Raw genomic sequence first — 20,675 nt, 5'->3', positions numbered from 1 at the left:
GCTCACGCAATGCCCACCGCGCGCACGGTGGGCTCCTCCTCCGCCACCTCGTCAAGCGGCGCGATGGTCACCGCCATCGAATTCATCTCGGCATTGCCGTAGATCGTCGCGAAGGCGGCGTCCGCGGCATCGCGGCCCACGCCGATGCGCACCAGCCCCTGCAGCGCGGCCTTGCGCGTCGGGTCGAACAGATACCAGGCGCCGTCGAGATAGCATTCGAAGACGGCGTGGAAATCGGGCGGATCGAGCTGCCACGCATAGGCGCTGGCAAAGCGCGAGGGAATGGCCAGCGCCCGGCAGAAGGCGATGCCGAGATGGGCGAAGTCGCGGCAGACGCCGGCGCGCTGCACCATCGTGTCATAGGCCGAGGTCTCGGATGTCGAACTGCCGCTGAGATAATCGACGTGGTCGTGGATCCAGTTGCAGATCGCGGTCACGCGCGCATGGCCCGGCGGCAGGGCACCGAACTCGCGATAGGCGAAGCGCGCCAGCCGGTCGGACTGGCAGTAGCGGCTGGGGTTGAGAAAGGGCACGACATCGAGCGGCAGCTGCGCCACCGGCGTCTCGCCGACGCTGGAGGGATCGGCATCATGCATGGCGAGCTCGACTTCGGCGTCATAGGCCACCTCGAACGTGCCGGGCTCGACCACCACGCGCACCAGCCGCGTGCCGCCCTCCAGTTCATGGCGATCCACCGCGACGGCGGGCGTGAGATCGAGCGTCTCGGAGAGGATCTTCTGGTTGCGCAGAGCCGCCGCCTCGATGTTGAGGATGAAGACGGTGGTCTCGCGCACCTCATAGGCGAGCCGGGCGGCGACGGAGAATTTCATGGCAAGGGGATCCGGTTGATGGGCGGCGTCGCCGATATGACGCGCCGGCCGGCAATCGGTTCCCTCCGATACCGCAGCTGCCCGCTCTTTCGCGCGAACGCCGGCCGAAAGGGGGCGCTGCTCAACCCTGCCGCGTGATCCGCACCCGATTGTCGTGCAGCGCCGCGCCACCGAACGGCGCCACCGGATCGGCGCCGGTGAGGCTGTTAATGCCGCGCCCGCCCTCATGCGCGCGGTTCGGCCAGATCGATTCCGCGACGACCACGCCCCGGCGCACCCCGTCGAACAGCCTTGCATGCAACAGCACCGCCCCGCGCGGGCTCTCCACGCGCAGCAGATCGCCGTCGGCGATGCCAAGCGCGGCGGCGTCCTCCGGGTGGATCATCAGTTCCGGCCGCTTCTCGCGCTTGGTGGAACTGGGCGTCTCGGTGAAGCTGGAATTGAGGAAAGAGCGGGCCGGCGACGTCACCAGCCGGAAGGGGAATTCCGCGGTCGCCTCCTCGATCACATCCCAATGGTCCGGCCATTCCGGCATCGGCGCGTGTGCCCACGCCTTGTCCGGCCGGGAGAACGGCACGCTGGCCCAGTCCGGTTTCAGGTGAAACCTGCCGTCCGGCCAGTTGAAGCCCTTGAGATAATGCGCGGTTTCGAAATCAGGCTGCACGTCGAGGAAGCGCGCGGCTTCCAGTTCGTCCACCGTGCCGCGCCCGGTCGCCTGCAGGGTCCAGTCGACGATCTCGCGCGAGGACTTGTGGAAGCCCGCATGCTCGGCACCCACGCGCGGCGCCAGGGCGCACACCACATCATGGTTCGAGCGGCATTCGCCCGGCGGCTCCACCAGCTTGGGGCCCAGGATCACATACTGGTTGCCGCCGCCCTGGTAGAGGTCGTCATGCTCGGTGAACATGGTCGCCGGCAGCACGATGTCGGCCATGCGCGCGGTCTCGGTCATGAACTGCTCGTGCACGGCGACGAACAGGTCCTCCCGCGCGAAGCCGGCCCGCACCCTGTCCTGATCGGACGCCACCGATACCGGGTTGGTGCTCTGGATCAGCATGGCCGAGACGGGCGGCCCGCCGAGCAGCGCATCGGCATCGCCGGCGAGGATGTCGCCGATGCGGGACTGGTCGAGCCGGCGGGCGGCGATGCCGGGAATGTCCAGCCCCTCGATCATCTGCTTGTTCCAGCGAAAGATCGCGCCATTGGTGTGAAAGGCGCCGCCGCCCTCATGCTGCCAGAGGCCGGCGACGGTGGCGATCGAACTGACCGCGTGCATGTTCACCGCGCCGTTGCGCGAGCGGGTGAAGCCGTAGCCGGCACGGATGAAGGTGCGCGGCGTGCGGCCGATGGCGTGGGCGAAGGCCTCGATCTCGTTCGCCGGCAGGCCGGTGATCGCCGCCGCCCATTCCGGCGTGCGCGTCGCCAGATGCGCCTCCAGCCCGGCCGGATCGTCGGCATAGCGCGCGAGATAGGCGCGATCGGCAAGATCGTCGCGGAACAGCACATGCATGATGGCGCAGGCCAGCGCGCCATCCGTGCCGGGGCGGATCAGCACGGGGATATCGGCCAATTCCATGGTGGGCGAGCGATAGACATCGATGACGGCGATCTTCGCCCCGCGTTCCTTGCGGGCGCGGATGGCATGGGTCATCACGTTGACCTGCGTCGCCACGGGGTTGGTGCCCCAGATCACCACGAGATCGGCCTTGCCGATTTCGCGCGGGTCCGGCCCGGCGAGCTTGCCGGTGCCGGCCATGAAGCCGCCCCAGGCGGGGTTGACGCAGATCGAGGAGAAGAAGCGCGAATAGCCCTTGGCGTGGGTCAGCCGGTTGATGCCATCGCGCATCACCAGCCCCATGGTGCCGGCATAGTAATAGGGCCACACGCTCTCCGCGCCATGGCGGCTCTCGGCCGCCTTGAACCGCTCGGCTATCTCGTCCAGCGCCTCGTCCCAGGAGATGGGAGCGAAGGCGCCCTCGCCTTTCGGCCCGATGCGGCGCAGCGGCTGGGTCAGCCGATCCGGATGGTTGGCCCGCTCGCCATAGCGCGCCACCTTGGCGCAGATGACGCCGGCCGTGTAGCTGTTGCCGCTCGATCCACGCACCCGGCCGATACGCCCGCCGGAAATGTCGATCTCCAGCGCGCAGGTCGAGGGGCAATCATGCGGGCAGGCGGAATAACCGGTGCCGGTCGGGGATATGTGCTGATTCATGAAAAAGGCGCTCCGCCAGTATCCTAGCGGAGCGCCCCTTCATTTGACAGTCGTCGGCGCGTCGAGCGCTCAGTGCGAGCCGACCGTGGCGGTCGCGCGGCGGCTCTTCACGATCCAGCCGAACCCGACCACGAAGACCGCGCCCAGCACCGCCATGAGGTAATGCGGCAGCGCCGCGGGCTTCAGCCCGATCGGATCGGCGGGATCCTCGATCGTCTCGACCATTGCCGGCGCGAAGCCCTGCAGCGTCTCCAGCACCACCTTGTCGCCCACCAGCATTTCGCCGGCGATCCAGCCGAGCAGCGCCGCGCCGAACCAGATGAGGATCGGGAAGCGCGAGATGAGCTTCAGAATCAGCTGCGAGCCGAAGATGATCAGCGGAATGGTCAGCAGCAGGCCGAAGATGAACAGCTCGGCATGGCCGCGCGCCGCGGCGGCAATGGCCACCACATTGTCGAGGCTCATTACCGCGTCGGCGATGGCGATGGTGCGAACGGCCTTCCACAGGCTGTCCGCGCCCTCGATGTGATGCGCTTCGCCGCCCTCGTCCAGCACCAGCTTGACGGCGATCCAGAACAGCAGCAGCGCGCCCACCACCTTCAGCAGCGGCACGCCCAGCAGATAGGAGACCGCCAGCGCGAAGACGATGCGCAGGCATACCGCCGCGCCGGCGCCGAGCAGGATGCCCCATTTGCGCTGCTTCTCCGGCAGCGAGCGGCAGGCAAGGGCGATGACGACGGCGTTGTCGCCGGAGAGCAGCAGATCGATCCAGATGATCTGCAGCAGCGCCACCCAGAAAATCGGGCTGGTGAAATCCATCTTGTCCTCTCAGATCGTCGAAATGACAGCAGCGTAACGGCGTTTTCGGGCGCGGCGGGCACCGGCCGGCATGATAACGCACATGAACATCAGGCGAGAGCCCGGCGGCGAGCGGGATGCGGGACAGGATACGGCACGCGCGCCCCGCCCGCCTCCCCTCACGAGGATCGCGGTTTTTGTCTGGAATACTTTATAATGTACTCCAGACCGGTGTTGCCAAACTGAAAGCGCCCGCGCCTCAACGAGGTCGCGGGCGCCTTCAGGCGAGGGAACGCCTCAAGCGATCAGGCGTGCGGCTGGCTCGGGCGCCGCAGCCGCGTCATCGTCCAGCCGATGAGCAGCACCAGCGCCGCACCGGCGGCGGCGGCCACATATTCCAGGCTGTGCACCGAGGCCTCGCCGAGGAACTCGACCACCTTGATGTCCGACAGGAACATCTCGCCGGCCACCCAGCCCAGCAGGCCCGCGCCGGCCCAGACCAGGAAGGGGAAGCGCGACAGCAGGTTCATGATGAGGGCCGCGCCGGCGATGATCATCGGGATGGAAATGACCAGGCCGATGATGATCAGCACCCAGTTGCCATCCGCCACCGCGGCGATGGCGACGACATTGTCGAGGCTCATGACGAGATCGGCCACCGCAATGGTGCCGACGGCGCGCCACAGGCTGTCATGAGCGGTGACGCCGCCCTCCTCGCCTTCCGCCTCGGGAACCACGAGGTCGACGGCGATATACATAAGCGCAAGCGCGCCGATGACCCGCAGCCACGGCAGGCCCAGCAGCACGGCGATGATGGCCGTGAAGACGATGCGCATGCCGACGGCGACAGCCGCGCCCAGCACCATGCCGGTCCTGCGCATGCGGTCGGGCAGCGAGCGGCAGGCCATGGCGATCACCACGGCGTTGTCGCCCGACAGCAGGACGTTGATCCAGATGATTTTCAGCAGCGCTAGCCAGAATAGCGGCTCAAGGTAGCTCATCGGCTTGATTTTCCCTCACCCCCGTCCGCACGTGCGGACGGGATTCATTTGTGGCTCGTTCGGCGTTGGCGCGCCGTGAAACGGTGAGGCAAGAGGAGGTGGCTCCGGCGGGCCCACTCCCGGGCGCTCTTGGCGCGCCATAACGGCTTCCCCGCTGCGGGCCACTTCTCCGTGGCCGGACCCCCGCAGCGCCCAAGACGACAACATACATAATATTCCATGAGGCAGCCAACCCCATGGCTCGCATTTTGTTGAATTGACTGTGCTGCGCTGCGTGAGCTTACGCCGCTGTGCAAAAACAGAACACCCCACCTGGCTACCCAGATGGGGTGTGAACTCAGCGGAAGCCGCAGTGAAAGACTGCGGCGAAGGCCCGGCGAGGGACCTCGGCGATCAGCCGACGATCTCGTTGCCCGCGAAGAACTGGGCAATCTCGATCTGCGCGTTCTCAAGGCTGTCCGAGCCATGCGCCGAGTTTTCGCCCACCGACAGGGCGAAGTCCTTGCGGATGGTGCCCTCGGCGGCATTGGCCGGGTTGGTGGCGCCCATCACTTCGCGATGCTTGGCGACAGCGTTCTCACCCTCGAGCACCTGCACGACGATGGGGCCGGAGATCATGAACTCGACCAGCTCGCCGAAGAAGGGGCGCTCCTTGTGCACGGCGTAGAAGGCCTCGGCCTGGCCGCGGGTCAGCAGGATGCGCTTCTGGGCGACGATCCGCAGGCCCGCCTTCTCGATGTAGCTGTTGATGGCGCCCGTCAGGTTGCGCTGGGTCGCGTCGGGCTTGAGGATCGAAAAGGTACGCTCGAGCGCCATGGCGTTCGTTCCTTGAAGTTGTGAGGGGGCGAATTCGCTGCGGCTTATAACGGTGGCGCCCCATCACGACAAGATGAAGCCCGCGAGGTTTTCCCCCGCCCGCGGGAGAGCGAGGCCCGATCACGTCAGCGTGCTCCTGCGCAAGGAGCGTTCGAACCACACTTGTGGCGGAACCGCGGCGGGCGCATCTGGTTGATGGCGATGGGGTCGCAACGCCCGGCCGAGCCGCAACGGAAGTCGAACATGTCCAAGCTGATCCTCACGGCCGGTGCAGCGGCCTTCGTTCTGGCGGCGGCGATGCTGCTTCCCCAGGTGGTGCTGTCGGACACCTCGGCGGTGGCGGCAAGTGCGGATGCTGCGATGCGACAAGGTTACCGCACCTGCTTCATGGAGCGGCGTCTGGTGTCGACTGGCCAGCCGCGGATCGAGATGGCCCGCCGCTGTGTATTCGATGAATAGGTATCTTCACGACTTCATGAGTGGCGCTTGGAACTTTATCGGCACTACATACGTTAAGACCACGTTAACGGATCGCATGAGGCTCCCACGGATGCAGGAACGCGTTTTGGAACGTTCTGCAAGGTCGTCCCGACAGCGGGATGACAGGTGGCGTCGTGTATCCAGAGTAGAGAATGGAATGATGACGGTCTAACTGTCCGGTGACTTTTCACCGGAAGGTGGAAAGGGGATCGGATATGTCGAAGACAATCGCTCTCAGCATGATCGCCGCCTTGATGGCTTTCGGCGCATTGTTCGGCGGCGCGGCCTCGGCGACGGGTTACTTCAAGCGCCAGCCGACGGTGGCGACCGTGGAAATTCCGGCGGAGCCGGTGGCGGGCGATTGCGTGATGCAGGCGCGGTGGATGAGCGATGCGGGCCGCATGGTCCGGGTCGAGCGCCCGGTCTGCTACTGAGTGCCCGCCGGCAGTTCCCGGCGATGGACTTCGATGAAATTCCGTCGGTTTCACCCGTCCCGCCGATCCGGACTGTCGAAATCGAAGGCTGCGTGACTTCAGGACTTTATCGTTTTCAGGGTTTTATCGTTTTCAGGACTTAGGCTCGCGGCATCCCCACTCCCCCAAGCCCCACGCGAGCCCATAGCGCCCCGGCTCCCTCCCCAGGAGCCGGGGCATTTTTTTGCCCGCTCCGCTGGTTGCCGGGTCTTCCGGCCACAGGCGGCATGAACGACCCGCCGGCAGGCGCGAGATGAATGGCGGCCAACGAGCCGTTCAGCCGGGATTGCGGCGGCATGGGCGAAGCTGACCTCGCTCCGGCTTTTCCGGAACACCTGAACCGGCCCGTTCCCGCCGACCCGGCGCCGCGTTCGGCATCCCCGGCCCCGCCATGTCGTGGGGCCGGGGGCCTGCTTCAGTCTTCCAGCACCTTGGCGCGAAACAGCAGGCCGGCGACCAGGGCGCCGATGGGCGGCACCACCACGAACAGCCAGAGTTGCTCCATCGCCGTGCCGCCGACGAACAGTGCGGGCCCGATGCTGCGCGCCGGATTGACCGATACGCCGGTCGCCGGGATGAACACGATATGGATCAGCACCAGGGTGAGGCCGATGGCGAGCCCGGCGACGGGCGCCGTTCCCGCCGCGCTGGTCGCCCCGAGGATCACGACCAGGAACACGAAAGTACCGGCCAGTTCGGCGATGATGGCGGTGCTGATGCCGAAATTGCGGCCATAGCCCTCCCCCCACCCGTTCTGGCCGAGGCCGGAGGCGGCGACGTCATAGCCACCGATCTTGCCGGACATGATGAGGTAGAGCAGGGCCGCGCCGGCAATGCCGCCGATCACCTGCGCGACGATGTAGCCGAGGAGATCGCCGGCCGGCAGCCGCCCGGCGGCCCAGACGCCGATGCTCACGGCCGGATTGATGTGGCATCCCGAAATCGGCCCGATGCCATAGGCCATGGCCGTCACCGAGAGGCCAAAGGCAAAAGCCACGGCGAGAAACCAGACGGGAGACGCTTCGGCAAAGCCGGTGACGACGACCGAGCCGCAGCCGAACAGCACCAGCACGGCGGTGCCTAGACATTCCGCAACGTACTTCTTCATAACCCACCCCAACGCGGACGCGTCTCGACGCATCCATTGCGCCAAAGCGCCGCAGGTGGAGGACATACCCACAACCCGGCGCCGTCAAGCACAGTCAAGGGTTGTGCGACGCAGCAAGGACGGGCGCCATCGATCGGCCCGCGTGGTGTCGCCCATCACCATTGGGAATTGGCGGGCGCGCAGCGCGGCGCGCATGATAGCCCGCACCAGAGACCGCCGGAGCCGCGCTCATGCCCCTTCCATCCACAGCTGTGGGCCTTTTCATTGCGCGATATCGCCAGATGGCCGGCTATAATGGCTGGGCCAACCAGCGCCTGTATGCCGCCGCCGCCGGCCTCGCGGAAGATCAATACCAGGCGGAGCGCGGCGCCTTCTTCGGCTCCGTTCACGGCACGCTCAATCATCTTCTGGTGACGGACCGGATCTGGATGCGCCGCCTCACCGGCGCGGGCGAGTCGCCCTCCCGGCTCGACACGATCCTGTTCGAGACACTCGCTGCGCTGACCCCGGCGCGCGAGGCCGAGGATACCCGTCTTCTGGCGTTCATCATGGGGCTCGGCGAGGCCGATCTGGTGGCGCCGCTCGCCTATGCCAACACGGCCGGGCAATTATTCGAGCAGCCGCTCGCCACCGTCCTGGACCACCTGTTCAACCACCAGACCCACCATCGCGGGCAGGTTCATTGCCTGATCAGCGGCTTTCTCGGCAAGGGCGCCGCACCCTCGCTCGACCTCATCCAGTATCAGCGGGAAACGGGCCTCGCCGCCGCGGCGTGAGGCCTCGCCCCTGCACCGCGTTCAGACCAGCGCCAGAACGCGGCTGGGCCCGCCCGAGGCACCCTTGATTTTCGGCCCGCCCACGACCAGCGTCGCGCCCTTCGGCGGCAGCGTGCCGAGATTGGCGGCCGCTTCCACGCCCCAGCGCCCGGAGCCGAGCCACTTGTAGTGGAAGCCGAAATCCTTCGAGGCGCCGTGGTCGAGCGAGAGCGTATCCACCACCACGCCGGACGCCCCCTTCTCCGCCAGCACGGCCGCGACATCGGGATGGAAGCCGGGAAAATGCATCGTGCCGGCGGCGTCGGCATTGCGGAACATGTCGGTGCCGAGATGCTTCTCCCAACCCGAATAGAGCGCGACCGCCGCACCGGGCGGCACGGCGCCATTCACCGCCTCGTAGGCGGCGATATCGGCGGCTGTCACCTGATAATCTGGATCGCCGCCCGCCTTGGCCGAGACGTCGATGACCACCAGCGGCACGACCAGATTCTCGATCGCCAGCGCGTCGGCGCTCGGGCCGTCCTTGCTGAAGTGGAAGGGCGTGTCGAGATGGGTGCCGGTATGCTCGTTCACCACCCATTCGTTGAGGTTGAAGCCGTCCTTGTCGAAGGTGAACAGCTTGCGCACTTCCAGCTGCGGCTTGCCGAAGAAGGTCGGGAAGGCCGGGTCCAGCACATGGGTGAGGTCGACCACCCGGGTGAAACTCACCGGCGCCGCGAAGGCGCCTCCCACGGGCGCCGCCGAAAAGGCGGCCAGCGCCGCCGCTCCCGCCGCCCCTTTGAAAAGACCACGCCGCGAGAGGCGCTGGGCAACCGCTTCCTGACATCCGGGCACGCACATGGCTTCCACCTCTCCATTGTGTCGATTCTATATTCTACTCACATGGTGTATTATTTCGCACGCGTATGACGCCGCCTCTACCCCAAGGTAATGCATAGGCCGCTTCCCGCGCCAGTCGTGGGCCGGCGCGCGGTTCCCCGGCTCGGACCATGGCCGGAACCGATCGATGGGGAGCGGATCGCGCCACATGCGCCCGCGGAAGGCGTGATCGCTCTTGCCGGCCCGGCGCATGCGCGGCAGAAGACGACGCATGATCACTTTCGACGATATCTCGCTGCGCGTCGCCGGGCGGCTTCTCATCGAGCATGCCTCGGTCTTCATTCCCGAGGGCGGCCGGGTTGGCCTCGTCGGCCGCAACGGCACCGGCAAGACCACGCTGTTCCGTGCCATCACCGGCGATCTCGCTCTGGAAAGCGGCGATATCCGCATGCCGGGCAATGCGCGCATCGGCCAGGTGGCGCAGGAGGCACCCGCCGGGCCGGAGCGGCTGATCGACGTGGTGCTGGCCGCGGACGTGGAGCGCGCCTCCCTGCTGCGCGAGCGCGAGAGCGCGGAGGATCCCGGGCGGATCGCCGATATCGAACTGCGGCTGGTCGATATCGACGCGCATTCCGCGCCGGCGCGCGCGGCACGCATCCTTGCCGGGCTCGGTTTCGACGAGACCGCGCAGCAGCGGCCCTGCGCCGAATTTTCCGGCGGCTGGCGCATGCGCGTAGCCCTCGCCGCCGTGCTGTTCTCGGCGCCCGACCTTTTGCTGCTCGACGAGCCGACCAATTATCTCGACCTCGAAGGCACGTTGTGGTTGCAGGATTATCTCGCCCATTATCCGCGCACCGTGCTGATCGTCAGCCATGACCGCGAGTTGCTGAACCAGTCGGTCTCGTTCATCCTGCATCTCGATCAGCGCAAGCTGACCTTGTGGCGCGGCGGCTATGATTCCTTCGAGCGGCAGCGCACGGAAAAGCTGGCGCTGGACCAGAAGGCGCGCGCCAAGCAGGATGCCAAGCGCAAGCACATGGAATCCTTCGTGCAGCGCTTCCGCGCGAAAGCAACCAAGGCGCGGCAGGCGCAGTCGCGGTTGAAGGCGCTGGCGCGCATGGCGCCGATCGCGGAAGTGGTCGGCGAGGCGGCGGCCGCCATCTCCATCCGGCATCCCGAGCGCCTGCTCTCCCCGCCCATCCTCACCCTCGACGGGGTGTCCGCCGGCTATGACGGGCGCGCTGTGCTGCGCAATCTGACGTTGCGCATCGACCATGACGATCGCATCGCCCTGCTCGGCCCGAACGGCAATGGCAAGTCAACCTTCGCCAAGCTGATCTCCGACCGGCTGGCCCCGCTCGGCGGGCAGGTGGTGCGGGCGCCCGGCCTGGAAATCGCCTATCTCGCCCAGCACCAGCTGGACGAACTGGTGGCCGAGGACACGGTCTATGACCATGTGCGCCGGCTGATGCCCGACGCGCCGGAAGCCAGGGTGCGCTCGCGCGCCGCGGAAATGGGCTTCTCGGGCGAGCCGGCCAATACCCGGATTTCCAGCCTGTCGGGTGGTGAAAAGGCACGGCTTCTGCTCGGCCTTGCCGCCTTTCGCGGCCCGCATCTGCTGATTCTCGACGAGCCGACCAACCATCTCGACATTGCCGCGCGTCAGGCGCTGGTCGAGGCGCTCAATGATTTTCCCGGCGCGGTGATTCTCATCAGCCATGACCGCTCGCTGCTCGACGCCGCCGCCGAGCGGCTGTGGCTGGTAGGCGATGGCACGGTGCGGCCCTATGAGGGCGATCTCGACGAATACCAGCAACTGGTGCTGCGGCGCGGGCCGGAAAAGTCGCGCGGCGACAAGACGGCTTCCGATACGCGCTCGCGCGATGGAGCCTCGAAGCGACCGGCGCTCGGCCCCTTGCGCAAGCAGATCAAGGAAGCCGAGAGCGCCATCGCCAAGATGGAGCGCCAGCTGGTCGAACTGGACGCCAAGCTCGCCGCCCCCGGCCTCTATGAGAAGGACCCGCGCGAGGCGGCGCGGCTCTCCTCCACCCGCGCGGAACTTGCCGTCAAGCTGGCCAGCGAAGAGGAGCGCTGGATCGCACTTTCGGGCGAGGTCGAGCGGATCGAGGCCGGCGGCGCCTGACTCTTCGCGGCCAGCGCCGGAAAGCGCCGGCTCCACATAAAGGCACGCAAAAGCTCGGCGATGGAGGGTGCCACGGAACGGCGGCTCGCCGGACGTGGTCGGCATCCGCGAAAGCGCCGGCTGGATACGGCCCCCGAAGCCACGCCGCTTGGCCTGTCGCGGCGGGCGCCGCGATGCAAACCTGCACTCAACAAACTGATCGGATGTTTCCGTACCCGCCCTGGCAGGCGTGGTCTGGTCTCGCGGCCGCAATCGAGCGCGTGGCGCGGGAGCAAGAGACTGCCGGAGAAAGCCTGCCGGAGGAGGCGCGGCCACGGACAGGCTCGGAGCCTCCCCTCCCCCACACATGAGCGTGTCGCGCTTGCGCGCGGGAGCGTATCGCGCTTGCGCGCGGACAGAGCTTGCGGCGCCTCGGGCGCCGGCCGTCTGGCGCGGGGCGCCGGGTGCGGTCTCGCTCCGCGATATCTGTCCCCCATCCATGGCTGGCGACGAGGGGCGGTGCATCATCGGCATGGCCGATAGGGTCGTCCGCGCCAACGAGCGCGACGCTTGCCTCGGGTGGATCGACGATGACCATCGAACGTCCCAACGCACAAAACTGAACGCAAAAAGAAACCCCGGCACAAGGCCGGGGTTTCCATTCAATCCGATCTCGGAAGAGATCAGAAGGTGCGGCGAACCGAGAGCAGCACCTGATTGAAGTTCGACGAATTGGTGAGGTTGCCAAAAGCGTCGGTGACGGGAGCGTTGTAATCAGACGCGCCGTAGGTGTACTGCGCCACGAACAGGAGGTTCTTGACCGGCGTCCAGTTCAGGCTGGCACCAGCAGTCCACATGTTCAGGCCGGGAGTGCCGTAAGCAGCCGTGTTGGCAGCCGGGACATCCGCTTCGCCGTAGTTGCCGTACAGCACGCCGAAGACCTGGGGCGTGAAGTAGTGGGTCAGTTCGGCAGCGATCGTCCAAACGTCAGACGACTCGAGCTCGTTGGTGACCGGGTTGTAGTAGAGGTCCTGGATCGAATAGATCGAGGAGTAGTTGCCGTTGATACCGGTGTAGCCGGTAGCACCGCTGCCATAGGCGCCTTCGAGGTACAGCGTGTCACCCTCGCCGAGCATCGGCAGGTTGAACTTCACGCCACCGAGAACAGCCCAACCAACCGAGTCGGCGGTCGTGATGCCCTGGGTGTTGTAGTAGCTGTCGTCCAGCTGACGGACCGCGCCCGAAATCTGGAAGCCGCCCCACTCGCCTTCGTAGTTGATGTTACCGATCAGGGCCGGGATATCCGGCTGAGCGGTCTGACCGAGGCTGTCGCCGTTCGAGCGGTTCGAGTCGTCTTCCACCGAGATCGTGGCGGTGAAGCCGTTGCCGAAGTCCGCGGTGTAGGCAGCAGCGGTGACGTTCGTGTCGGCCGTCAGGTAGACCGAGTCGAAGCCCCACACGTTGTTGTCGGCGTAGTAGTCGAAGAACGACTGAACCTTACCGAAGGTGAACCCAGCGAACTGGATGTAACCCTTGTCGAGGTTGATCGCGGTCGAATCGCCGCCGTCGCCGTAAACGTTACCGAGGCCGTCGCCGTAGGTGGCGCGCAGGTCGATGAACGAACGCAGGGTGCCGTATTCGGTCTGCGTGCGGGCGTCGAGGCGGATAGCGCCACGAGCGCGGAAGTACGTCGACTGGAAGTCGCCGCTCGGCAGGTAGTCGTAATCCTGCCAGTAGTAGTCGGCCTGCACGAAGCCGCCGACCTTCAGGCAGGTGTCAGTGCCGGGAATGTAGTAGAAGCCCGCGCCATAGGTGGAGCAGATCTTCACATATTCCGCAGCCTTCGCCTTCACAGGCAGATCGGCCGCCGCAGCAGTCCCGACCATGGCAAGCCCAGCGACCGAGCCGAGCAGCACATTCTTGATGACCGTCTTCACTTCATTCTCCCCCAAATTGGACCAATGTTGGGTTTTCGCTTGTCAGGACCCACCGCAACCGCGGCATCCGCAGACGATATTGTTGGAAAGCCCTGGTCCGTGCAAAGCCAAAGTGGCCCAGAAGCGGCCCCTCAGGGCATTCGGCAGGGGAGTGTTGCCATGTAGACACAATTCTCACACACTCCGCCAGCGCCGCGACGCCATAGCCACCATGCGGAAAACACATGGTGAATCAAGGCTTAACGAAATGTCATGAGATGTCGGGATGGCGGCGGGCCGGCGCTTTTGCGGCGCGGGCGTGATCAGCGCTGCTGCCAGCGCCCCTCGGGGGTCTGCTGCCAATATGCGACCGCATGGCCGCCACTTTTGGCCACGCGCCATTGCGCGCGCGCCCGTTCCAGTTCGTCGGGATCGGCGCCGTCGAACAGGTGAATGACCCTGATATAGCCGGCAAACCCTTCAAGGACGGCACCTTCCACGAGGAAGCGCACGGCCGCGGCGTTCGGATTCGAATCGGAAGTCGTGAGGAGAATCGGCTGACGGGCCGGATCCGGCTGGCGATCCGTGCCGTGCGGCAGGAAGGACGCTTCGTCGAAGCTCCACAGAAGCTGGTCCAACGCGTCCACCCGCTCGGGCGAGGCGGCCTGCACCACGCAGCGCCAGCCGCGCTCGAGGCATTTCTCCAGCAATTGCGGAAGGGCGGCCTCCATGGGCCGCCCCTGCAGATGATAGAAGAACACCTCGGTCAAACCGTCGGCCACAGCCTGCGCCCGTCAGGATTCGTAGTGATCGGCGACCAGCTGGTCGAGCAGCCGCACGCCCCAGCCCGCGCCCCAGCTGCGGTTGAACTCGGTCGACGGGGAATTGATCGCGGTGCCGGCAATGTCGAGATGCGCCCACGGCACATCCGCGACGAAACGCTTGAGGAACTGCGCCGCGGTGATCGAGCCGCCGAATCGGCCGCCGGTGTTCTTCATGTCGGCGAACTTCGAATCGATCATCTTGTCGTAGTCGGGCGAGAGCGGCATGCGCCACACCTTCTCACCCGTCGCCTGCCCGGCGGAGGCAAGGCGCTCGGCCAGCGTGTCGTCATTGGAGAACAGGCCGGCATGTTCGGTGCCCAGCGCCACCATTATGGCGCCGGTCAGCGTCGCGAGGTCGATCATGAAGCGCGGCTTGAAGCGCTCCTTGGCGTACCAGAGCACATCGCCCAGCACGAGCCGGCCCTCGGCATCGGTGTTGATGATCTCGATCGTCTGCCCCGACATGGAGGTGACGATATCGCCCGGGCGCTGGGCGTTGCCGTCGGGCATGTTCTCGACCAGGCCGATGAGCCCGACCGCATTGACCTTGGCCTTGCGGCTGGCCAGCGCATGCATGAGGCCGACCACGCAGGCCGCGCCGCCCATGTCGCCCTTCATGTCCTCCATGCCGGCGGCCTGCTTGATCGAGATGCCGCCGGTGTCGAACACCACGCCCTTGCCGATGAAGGCGACGGGCGCCTCGTCTTCCTTGCCGCCGCGCCAGCGCATGACGACGACGCGGCTCTCCTGCACGGAGCCCTGCCCGACGCCGAGCAGCGCGCCCATGCCGAGCTTGCGCAATTCCTTCTCGCCCAGCACCTCGACCTCGACGTCAACCTTGGCGAGATCGCCGGTGCGCCGGGCGAACTCGGTCGGGGTGAGCACGTTGGCCGGCTCGTTGACCAGATCACGGGCGATGACCACGCCCTCGCCGATCCCCTCGCGCTTCCGGAAGGTGCGCTTCGCCGCCGCGTCGTCCTCTATATAAAGAGTGACCTTCAGCTTGGACGCGCTGTCGTCCGGCTTCTTCTTGGTCTTGTAACGATCAAAGGAATAGGCCCGCAGGCGCACGCCCAGCGCGAACTCGGCCGCGGCTTCCGGGGCAACCTCACCGCCCGGAAGAGCGAAAACGATGCCCGCCTCCTTGGCGGAGCCGGGCAGCTTGCCGGCCGCGGTCCCGCCCAGCTTCAGCCAGTCGAATGTCTTCAGTTCGGCGGGCTTGCCTACGCCCAGCACGATGAGCCGCGAGGCGCCGAGCCCGGTCGGAGCGATCAGTTCGAGCGAGGTGCCGGACTTTCCGTCGAAACGGTCCGCCTGTGCCGCCCGCGCGAACAGGTCGCCGGCCGGCGCGAGCAGCGCCTCGACCGCGGGCGCCAGGGCGGGCACGCCATCGGCCCCTTCGGCGGCGAGAAGGACGGTGATGCCCTCCAGCGCGGCGGGGAGCTTGGCGAAACTGAACTTCACGGTATCGGGCATGGGGCACCTTGGCTGGCGTCGTCCGCGCGGGACGTCATTCTGCGCGGGAGACGTTCTGGACCATCATCTTTAGCCCAATGCGGGCACGCCGACGAGGCCCGGCGGCGCACATGGTGAACCGCCCGCCCGATCGCCCGATTTGCACGGAAGCCCGAGGCCAATTATTCATCTGGCGACGATGGTCACGCCGGGGCGGCGGACATGTCGCAAGGCAGCAGAGGACCGCCGCTCGATGACCCGACTGGACCGCTACGTGTTCCGCACGGCCTTCATCGCCTTCCTTGGAACCCTTCTCGTGCTTGCCGGCATGATCTGGGTGACGCAGGCGCTGCGTGAACTCGACATCATGACGACGCAGGGCCAGACCATCCTGGCCTTCGTCTTCATCACCAGCCTCGCCCTGCCGGCGTTGATTCTCGGCCTCGCGCCCTCGGCGCTGTTCATGGCGGTCGCGCACACGCTCTTCCGCATGAACAGCGATTCGGAAATCGTGGTGGCGAGTTCCGCCGGGCTCTCGACCTGGCGATTCCTGCGGCCGCTCGTCATCCTCGCGCTGCTGGTGGCCGCCGGATGTGCGGCGCTCTCGCTGGAGCTGGTGCCCGCCGCGATGCGGCAGTTCCGCTATGAGATCAGCCGCGTGCGGGCCGATTTCGTCGGCTTCATCGCCCAGCCCGGCCGCTTCACCAATCTGGCGCCCGGCATGGTCTTCAACGTGCGCGAGCGCAACGCCAACGGCGTGCTGGGCGGCATCTTCATCAACGACGCGCGCAATCCCGACCAGGTCAGCACCTATCTCGCCGAACGCGGGCAGGTGGTGGACAGCCCCGAAGGTACCTTCCTCGTGCTGGAGCATGGGGCGATCCACCGCCGCTCCACGGGCAAGCCGGACACCAACGTGGTGGAGTTCCAGCGCTACGCCTTCGACCTGTCGCCCTTCACCTCGAACAGCGACAACACGATCTACCGGGCGCCGGAGCGCTCGTTCCGCGAACTGCTCAGCCCGGACCCCAACGACCTCGCCTACAAGCTGGATCCCGGACGCTTCACCGAGGAGATCCACCGCCGGCTGTCGCTGCCACTCTATGTGCTGGCGTTCTTCGCCATCGCGGTGGCCGCGCTGGCCGAGCCGCGAACGACCCGCGAGGGACGCGGGCTCGCTCTCGCGGCCACGGCGCCCTTCGTGATCGTGCTACAGGTCGTGAGCTTCGGGCTGATCAACCAGGTGCGCAACAATGCCGGCCTGGTGCCGTTCGTCTATCTCGTGCCGGTCGTGTTCATCATCGGCTCGGCGCTTTCGCTCAGCGCGCGGTTCAGGCCGCGCATGCCGCGGGCGATCGGTCGCTATATCGACAAGATGGCGCAGCGCGTCGTGCGGGCCACGGTGAACTGATGGCAGCCCTCAACGCGCGCTCCAGCCGGGAGGTCCCGTCGTGATAGGCCGCACCCTCGCCATCTATTTCGGCCGGCGCTTCCTCACCTCCGTGCTCGGGATCTTCATCGGCTGCGCCTTCCTGATCATGCTGATCGACTTCCTCGAACTCTCCCGCCGCGTGGGCGAGCGCGACGTCGATTCCGCGACCCTGCTGCTGCTGGTGCTCTATCGCGTGCCGTATTTCACCGAGCAGTTGCTGCCCTTCGCGGTGCTGTTCGGTGCCATCGGCACGTTCCTCACGCTGTCGCGCCGGCTGGAACTCGTGGTGGCGCGCTCGGCCGGCGTCTCGGCGTGGCAATTCATCGCGCCGGCCTGCATCCTCGCGCTGCTGCTCGGGGTGTTTTCCACAACTGTCTACAATCCGCTTTCGGCGGAGTTCAAGGAGCGCGCGAGCCGGATCGAGGCGGAAATCTTCAATCGCCAGACCGGCCTTTTCGCCTCGACCACCGGCGGCTACTGGATTCGCCAGCAAAGCGTCGACGGCGAGGCGATCATCCAGGCCGCCGCGCAGAGCGATCGCGGCCGCCAGCTCTCCGGCGTTAACGTTTTCTTGTTTGGTGGGGATGGCAAGTTGCTGGAGCGCATCGAGGCGCGAACGGCTACTCTCGAGGAAGGTGCCTGGCGTCTCAGCGACGTGCGGGTCTTAACTCCGGAAATAGGACTGCAGGCGTACGATACCTACATGGTTGCAACGAACCTCACCCCGAATCAGATCCAGGACCGGCTGCAGGCGCAGACGGTGTCTTTCTGGGATCTTCCGGCCGCCATCGATGCGGCGACCCGGATCGGTTTCGGGGCCGATCGTTATCGGCTGCAGTACCAGAGCCTGCTGGCCCGCCCCATGCTGCTGCTGGCGATGGTGTTGATCGCCGCCTCGGTCAGCCTGCGGGTATTCCGCTTCGGCGGCATCGGACAGACGATTCTCGGTGGCGTGGTCGCCGGGTTTCTGCTTTATGTTTTCACCAAGCTCGCCGAGGATCTCGGGGAGGTCGGGGCAGTTCACCCCGTCATGGCAGCGTGGTTTCCAGCAGTCGTTGGGGCATTGATGGGGGTTCTCATCCTGCTTCACCGGGAGGACGGATGAAGGTCGGCGGCGTCGTGGCCGGCCAAGCGGGCCGGATGGTGGAGCGGCACAAGCGCCGTTTGGGCATCTCCGCTTGTTGGCTGTTCTTTACGGTAGTTTCAGGCGCGCTCGGAACGTTGATTCCGGCGGGGCGGGCGCTTGCTCAGGGTGGAACTGGTGCGGCGGGCCAATTGCTCGCCCAGCGCGAGGTCGACCCGGATGCGAAGATGCTCGTGACCGCGGATGAGCTGGTCTACGACTACAATCGCAATGAGGTCATCGCGAACGGCAACGTCCAGATCTATTTCGACGGTGCCGTGCTCGAGGCCAAGCGCGTGGTCTATGACCGCGCCAACAGCCGGCTGCGCGCGGAAGGCGGCGTCCGGCTGAAGGACAAGGACGGCAAGGTCATCGCCGCGGACAATCTCGACCTGTCCCAGCAGTTCACGGACGGCTTCGTGAACTCGCTGCGCATCGACACGCCCGACAACATGCATTTCACCGCCGCCCGCGCCGACCGGTCGGGCGGGGACACGACCGTGCTCACCAGCGGCGCCTACACGCCCTGCGAACCTTGCAAGACCGATCCCACGAAGCCTCCCATGTGGGAAATCCGGGCCGAGCGGATCATTCACAAGGAAAAGGAGCAGACGATCTATTTCGAGAGCGCCCGGCTTGAGTTCCTGGGCGTGCCGGTGGCGTGGGTGCCCTATATGTCGGCGCCCGATCCCACGGTGAAGCGCAAGTCCGGCTTCCTCATCCCGAAATTCGTCAGCTCCAGCCAGATCGGCACCGGCGCGACCGTGCCCTATTTCTGGAACATCGCGCCCAACATGGACGTGACGTTCTCGCCGCTGTTCCTGAGCAAGCAGGGTGTGCTGCTGGACGGCGAATTCCGCCATCGCCTCGATACCGGCATGTACTCGATCCGCGCCGCCGGCATCGACCAGCTGGACAAGGACGAGTTCCAGGGCCAGCCCGGCTATCGCGAACAGCGCGGCATGATCGAGACGCATGGCCGCTTCAACCTGAACCAGCAATGGTACTGGGGCTGGGACGGCTGGCTGAGTTCGGACCAGACATTCCTGCAGAACTACAAGCTGGTGAACGACGGTTCGAAGACCGTCACCTCGCAGCTCTATCTCGTGGGCCAGGGCGATCGCAGCTATTTCGACGCCCGCCTGCAGTACTTCACGGGCCTGACCTCCTACGACATCCAGGACCAGCAGCCGGTCGTGGCGCCGGTGATCGACTACAGCAAGACGCTGGGCGAGTCGGTGATGGGCGGCGAGTTCAGCTACGACTTCAACCTGACCAGCCTCAGCCGCAACCAGATCGACCTGCGTGCCACGTCCGAGGCGATGGCCGTGCCCTATGGCTCGGACGGCCCCTCCAATGGCTGCAACACCGCGCTGTTGAGCGCCGATCCGGCGGTGGCGCGGGCGGAGTGCCTGATGCGCGGCATGCAGGGCAATTACACGCGCCTGTCGGGCGTCGCGAACTGGCGCAAGACCTTGATCGACGACCTGGGCCAGTCCTGGACGCCGTTCCTGAACGTCCAGCTCGACGTTGCCGCGGTCAACGCGGATCCGGTCGATTATCCCTGGCTGCAATCGGACAGCGAGCAGCTGTACCGCGCCATGCCGGCCATGGGCCTCGAATACCGCTACCCCTTCCTCTCGGTCGAGAAATGGGGCACGCAGACCATCGAGCCGATCGCCCAGATCATCGTGCGACCGAACGAGACCGATATCGGCAAGTTCCCCAACGAGGACGCCCAGAGCCTGGTCTTCGACGACACGAACCTGTTCGAGATCAACAAATATTCCGGCTATGACCGCGTCGAGGGCGGCACCCGCGCCAATGTCGGCATCCAGTACACCGCCAACATCCAGGGCGCCGGCCAGATCAATGCGCTGTTCGGCCAGTCGTACCAGCTGGCGGGACAGAACTCCTACGCCTATCTCGACATGGCCAATACCGGGGCGGAATCCGGGCTGGAGGACACGGCCTCGGATTATGTGGCCCGCCTCTATTACGCGCCCACCAGCGATTTCGCGCTGATCAACCGCTTCCGCTTCGACAAGGACGACTGGGAAGTCGAGCGCTACGAGCTTGAGGGCCGCGCTTCCTGGAAGCAGCTTAGCCTGTCGGCGACCTATGGCCTCTACGCCGCCCAGCCGCTGCTCGGCTATTACGAGGCGCGCGAAGGCGTGCTGGGAACCGGCGAATACAAGATCAACGACAACTGGAAGTTGATGGCGGGCGCCCGCTACAATATCCAGCTTGAAGAGATCGATTATTCGCTGATCGGCGTCTCCTATGCCGATGACTGCTTCGGTATCGCGCTGAGCTACCGCTCGGACTACACTGAAAGCACCAATCGCCAGCGGGTCGACACCGTGCTGGTGACGGTCACCCTGCGCACGCTGGGTTCTGCGGGCTTCTCGTCCGGGGTTGGCTCGGGAACGAGTTCGAACTAAAACCCGCGTGAACTGGCGACGCGGATGCCCTGCGCGTCGCATTGGT

Annotated in this window: 17 protein-coding genes; 7 read left to right on the top strand and 10 right to left on the bottom strand. The window is 66.0% G+C overall.

Translation table 11 applies throughout. From position 1 onward, the window contains the following. Positions 1-2: 2 nt before the first annotated feature. The 5 genes from QOZ99_RS05280 to ndk all read right to left on the bottom strand — a co-directional run bounded on the left by QOZ99_RS05280 (position 3) and on the right by ndk (position 5,657). Entirely contained in the window at positions 3-830 is an 828-nt protein-coding gene (locus tag QOZ99_RS05280; protein WP_306888921.1) for a transglutaminase-like domain-containing protein, read from the bottom strand. A gap of 121 nt (positions 831-951) precedes the next feature. Next, positions 952-3,042 carry a molybdopterin-containing oxidoreductase family protein gene (locus QOZ99_RS05275; RefSeq protein ID WP_306888920.1) on the bottom strand — a complete coding sequence of 697 codons (2,091 nt, stop codon included), beginning with the start codon at positions 3,040-3,042 and terminating at the stop codon, positions 952-954. 69 nt (positions 3,043-3,111) lie between these two features. Beyond that, positions 3,112-3,861, bottom strand: a complete 750-nt coding sequence (locus QOZ99_RS05270) for a TerC family protein (protein WP_306888919.1) — start codon at positions 3,859-3,861, stop codon at positions 3,112-3,114. 284 nt (positions 3,862-4,145) lie between these two features. Next, positions 4,146-4,841, bottom strand: coding sequence for a TerC family protein (locus QOZ99_RS05265; protein WP_306888916.1), 696 nt, complete (start codon positions 4,839-4,841; stop codon positions 4,146-4,148). 393 nt (positions 4,842-5,234) lie between these two features. After that, positions 5,235-5,657, bottom strand: a complete 423-nt coding sequence (ndk, locus tag QOZ99_RS05260) for a nucleoside-diphosphate kinase (protein WP_306888915.1) — start codon at positions 5,655-5,657, stop codon at positions 5,235-5,237. A gap of 243 nt (positions 5,658-5,900) precedes the next feature. Between ndk and QOZ99_RS05255 the strand changes: the two genes are divergently transcribed. Together QOZ99_RS05255 and QOZ99_RS05250 are read left to right on the top strand one after the other, a co-directional pair. Beyond that, positions 5,901-6,116 carry a hypothetical protein gene (locus QOZ99_RS05255; RefSeq protein WP_306888914.1) on the top strand — a complete coding sequence of 72 codons (216 nt, stop codon included), beginning with the start codon at positions 5,901-5,903 and terminating at the stop codon, positions 6,114-6,116. Between the two features lie 236 nt (positions 6,117-6,352). Next, positions 6,353-6,571: a hypothetical protein gene (locus QOZ99_RS05250; RefSeq protein WP_306888913.1), complete on the top strand. Its 219-nt coding sequence runs from the start codon at positions 6,353-6,355 to the stop codon at positions 6,569-6,571. 454 nt (positions 6,572-7,025) lie between these two features. Here QOZ99_RS05250 and QOZ99_RS05245 read toward each other — a convergent pair whose 3' ends face one another. Continuing rightward, on the bottom strand, positions 7,026-7,718 hold the full coding sequence (locus tag QOZ99_RS05245; RefSeq protein ID WP_306888911.1) for an aquaporin: 693 nt from the start codon (positions 7,716-7,718) through the stop codon (positions 7,026-7,028). 281 nt (positions 7,719-7,999) lie between these two features. Between QOZ99_RS05245 and QOZ99_RS05240 the strand changes: the two genes are divergently transcribed. Beyond that, positions 8,000-8,494, top strand: coding sequence for a DinB family protein (locus tag QOZ99_RS05240; protein ID WP_306888910.1), 495 nt, complete (start codon positions 8,000-8,002; stop codon positions 8,492-8,494). A gap of 21 nt (positions 8,495-8,515) precedes the next feature. On the opposite strand, the gene QOZ99_RS05235 is transcribed toward QOZ99_RS05240, so the two are convergent. Next, positions 8,516-9,334, bottom strand: coding sequence for a cyclase family protein (locus QOZ99_RS05235; RefSeq protein ID WP_306888909.1), 819 nt, complete (start codon positions 9,332-9,334; stop codon positions 8,516-8,518). A 250-nt stretch (positions 9,335-9,584) separates the two neighbouring features. Here QOZ99_RS05235 and QOZ99_RS05230 point away from each other — a divergent pair, with 250 nt between their 5' ends. Then, on the top strand, positions 9,585-11,456 hold the full coding sequence (locus QOZ99_RS05230) for an ABC-F family ATP-binding cassette domain-containing protein (RefSeq protein ID WP_306888907.1): 1,872 nt from the start codon (positions 9,585-9,587) through the stop codon (positions 11,454-11,456). 662 nt (positions 11,457-12,118) lie between these two features. On the opposite strand, the gene QOZ99_RS05225 is transcribed toward QOZ99_RS05230, so the two are convergent. From QOZ99_RS05225 to QOZ99_RS05215, 3 genes are all read right to left on the bottom strand, one after another. Further along, on the bottom strand, positions 12,119-13,372 hold the full coding sequence (locus QOZ99_RS05225) for a porin (protein WP_306888905.1): 1,254 nt from the start codon (positions 13,370-13,372) through the stop codon (positions 12,119-12,121). A gap of 302 nt (positions 13,373-13,674) precedes the next feature. Further along, positions 13,675-14,121, bottom strand: coding sequence for a DNA polymerase III subunit chi (locus QOZ99_RS05220; protein WP_306888993.1), 447 nt, complete (start codon positions 14,119-14,121; stop codon positions 13,675-13,677). 24 nt (positions 14,122-14,145) lie between these two features. Then, positions 14,146-15,651, bottom strand: a complete 1,506-nt coding sequence (locus tag QOZ99_RS05215) for a leucyl aminopeptidase (RefSeq protein ID WP_306888904.1) — start codon at positions 15,649-15,651, stop codon at positions 14,146-14,148. Positions 15,652-15,883: 232 nt separating this feature from the next. On the opposite strand from QOZ99_RS05215, the gene lptF reads away from it, so the two are divergent. The 3 genes from lptF to QOZ99_RS05200 all read left to right on the top strand — a co-directional run bounded on the left by lptF (position 15,884) and on the right by QOZ99_RS05200 (position 20,629). After that, the gene (gene lptF / locus QOZ99_RS05210) at positions 15,884-17,041 is read left to right on the top strand and encodes an LPS export ABC transporter permease LptF (RefSeq protein ID WP_306888903.1); all 1,158 of its coding nucleotides are present in this window, start codon (positions 15,884-15,886) and stop codon (positions 17,039-17,041) included. A 40-nt stretch (positions 17,042-17,081) separates the two neighbouring features. Further along, the gene (gene lptG / locus QOZ99_RS05205) at positions 17,082-18,167 is read left to right on the top strand and encodes an LPS export ABC transporter permease LptG (protein WP_306888902.1); all 1,086 of its coding nucleotides are present in this window, start codon (positions 17,082-17,084) and stop codon (positions 18,165-18,167) included. Between the two features lie 206 nt (positions 18,168-18,373). Further along, on the top strand, positions 18,374-20,629 hold the full coding sequence (locus QOZ99_RS05200; RefSeq protein ID WP_306888901.1) for an LPS-assembly protein LptD: 2,256 nt from the start codon (positions 18,374-18,376) through the stop codon (positions 20,627-20,629). The last annotated feature ends 46 nt before the right edge of the window (positions 20,630-20,675 follow it).

Source organism: Ancylobacter amanitiformis (genome assembly GCF_030814815.1).
GTDB lineage: Bacteria > Pseudomonadota > Alphaproteobacteria > Rhizobiales > Xanthobacteraceae > Ancylobacter > Ancylobacter amanitiformis.
This window is presented reverse-complemented; position numbering and strand designations above follow the sequence as displayed.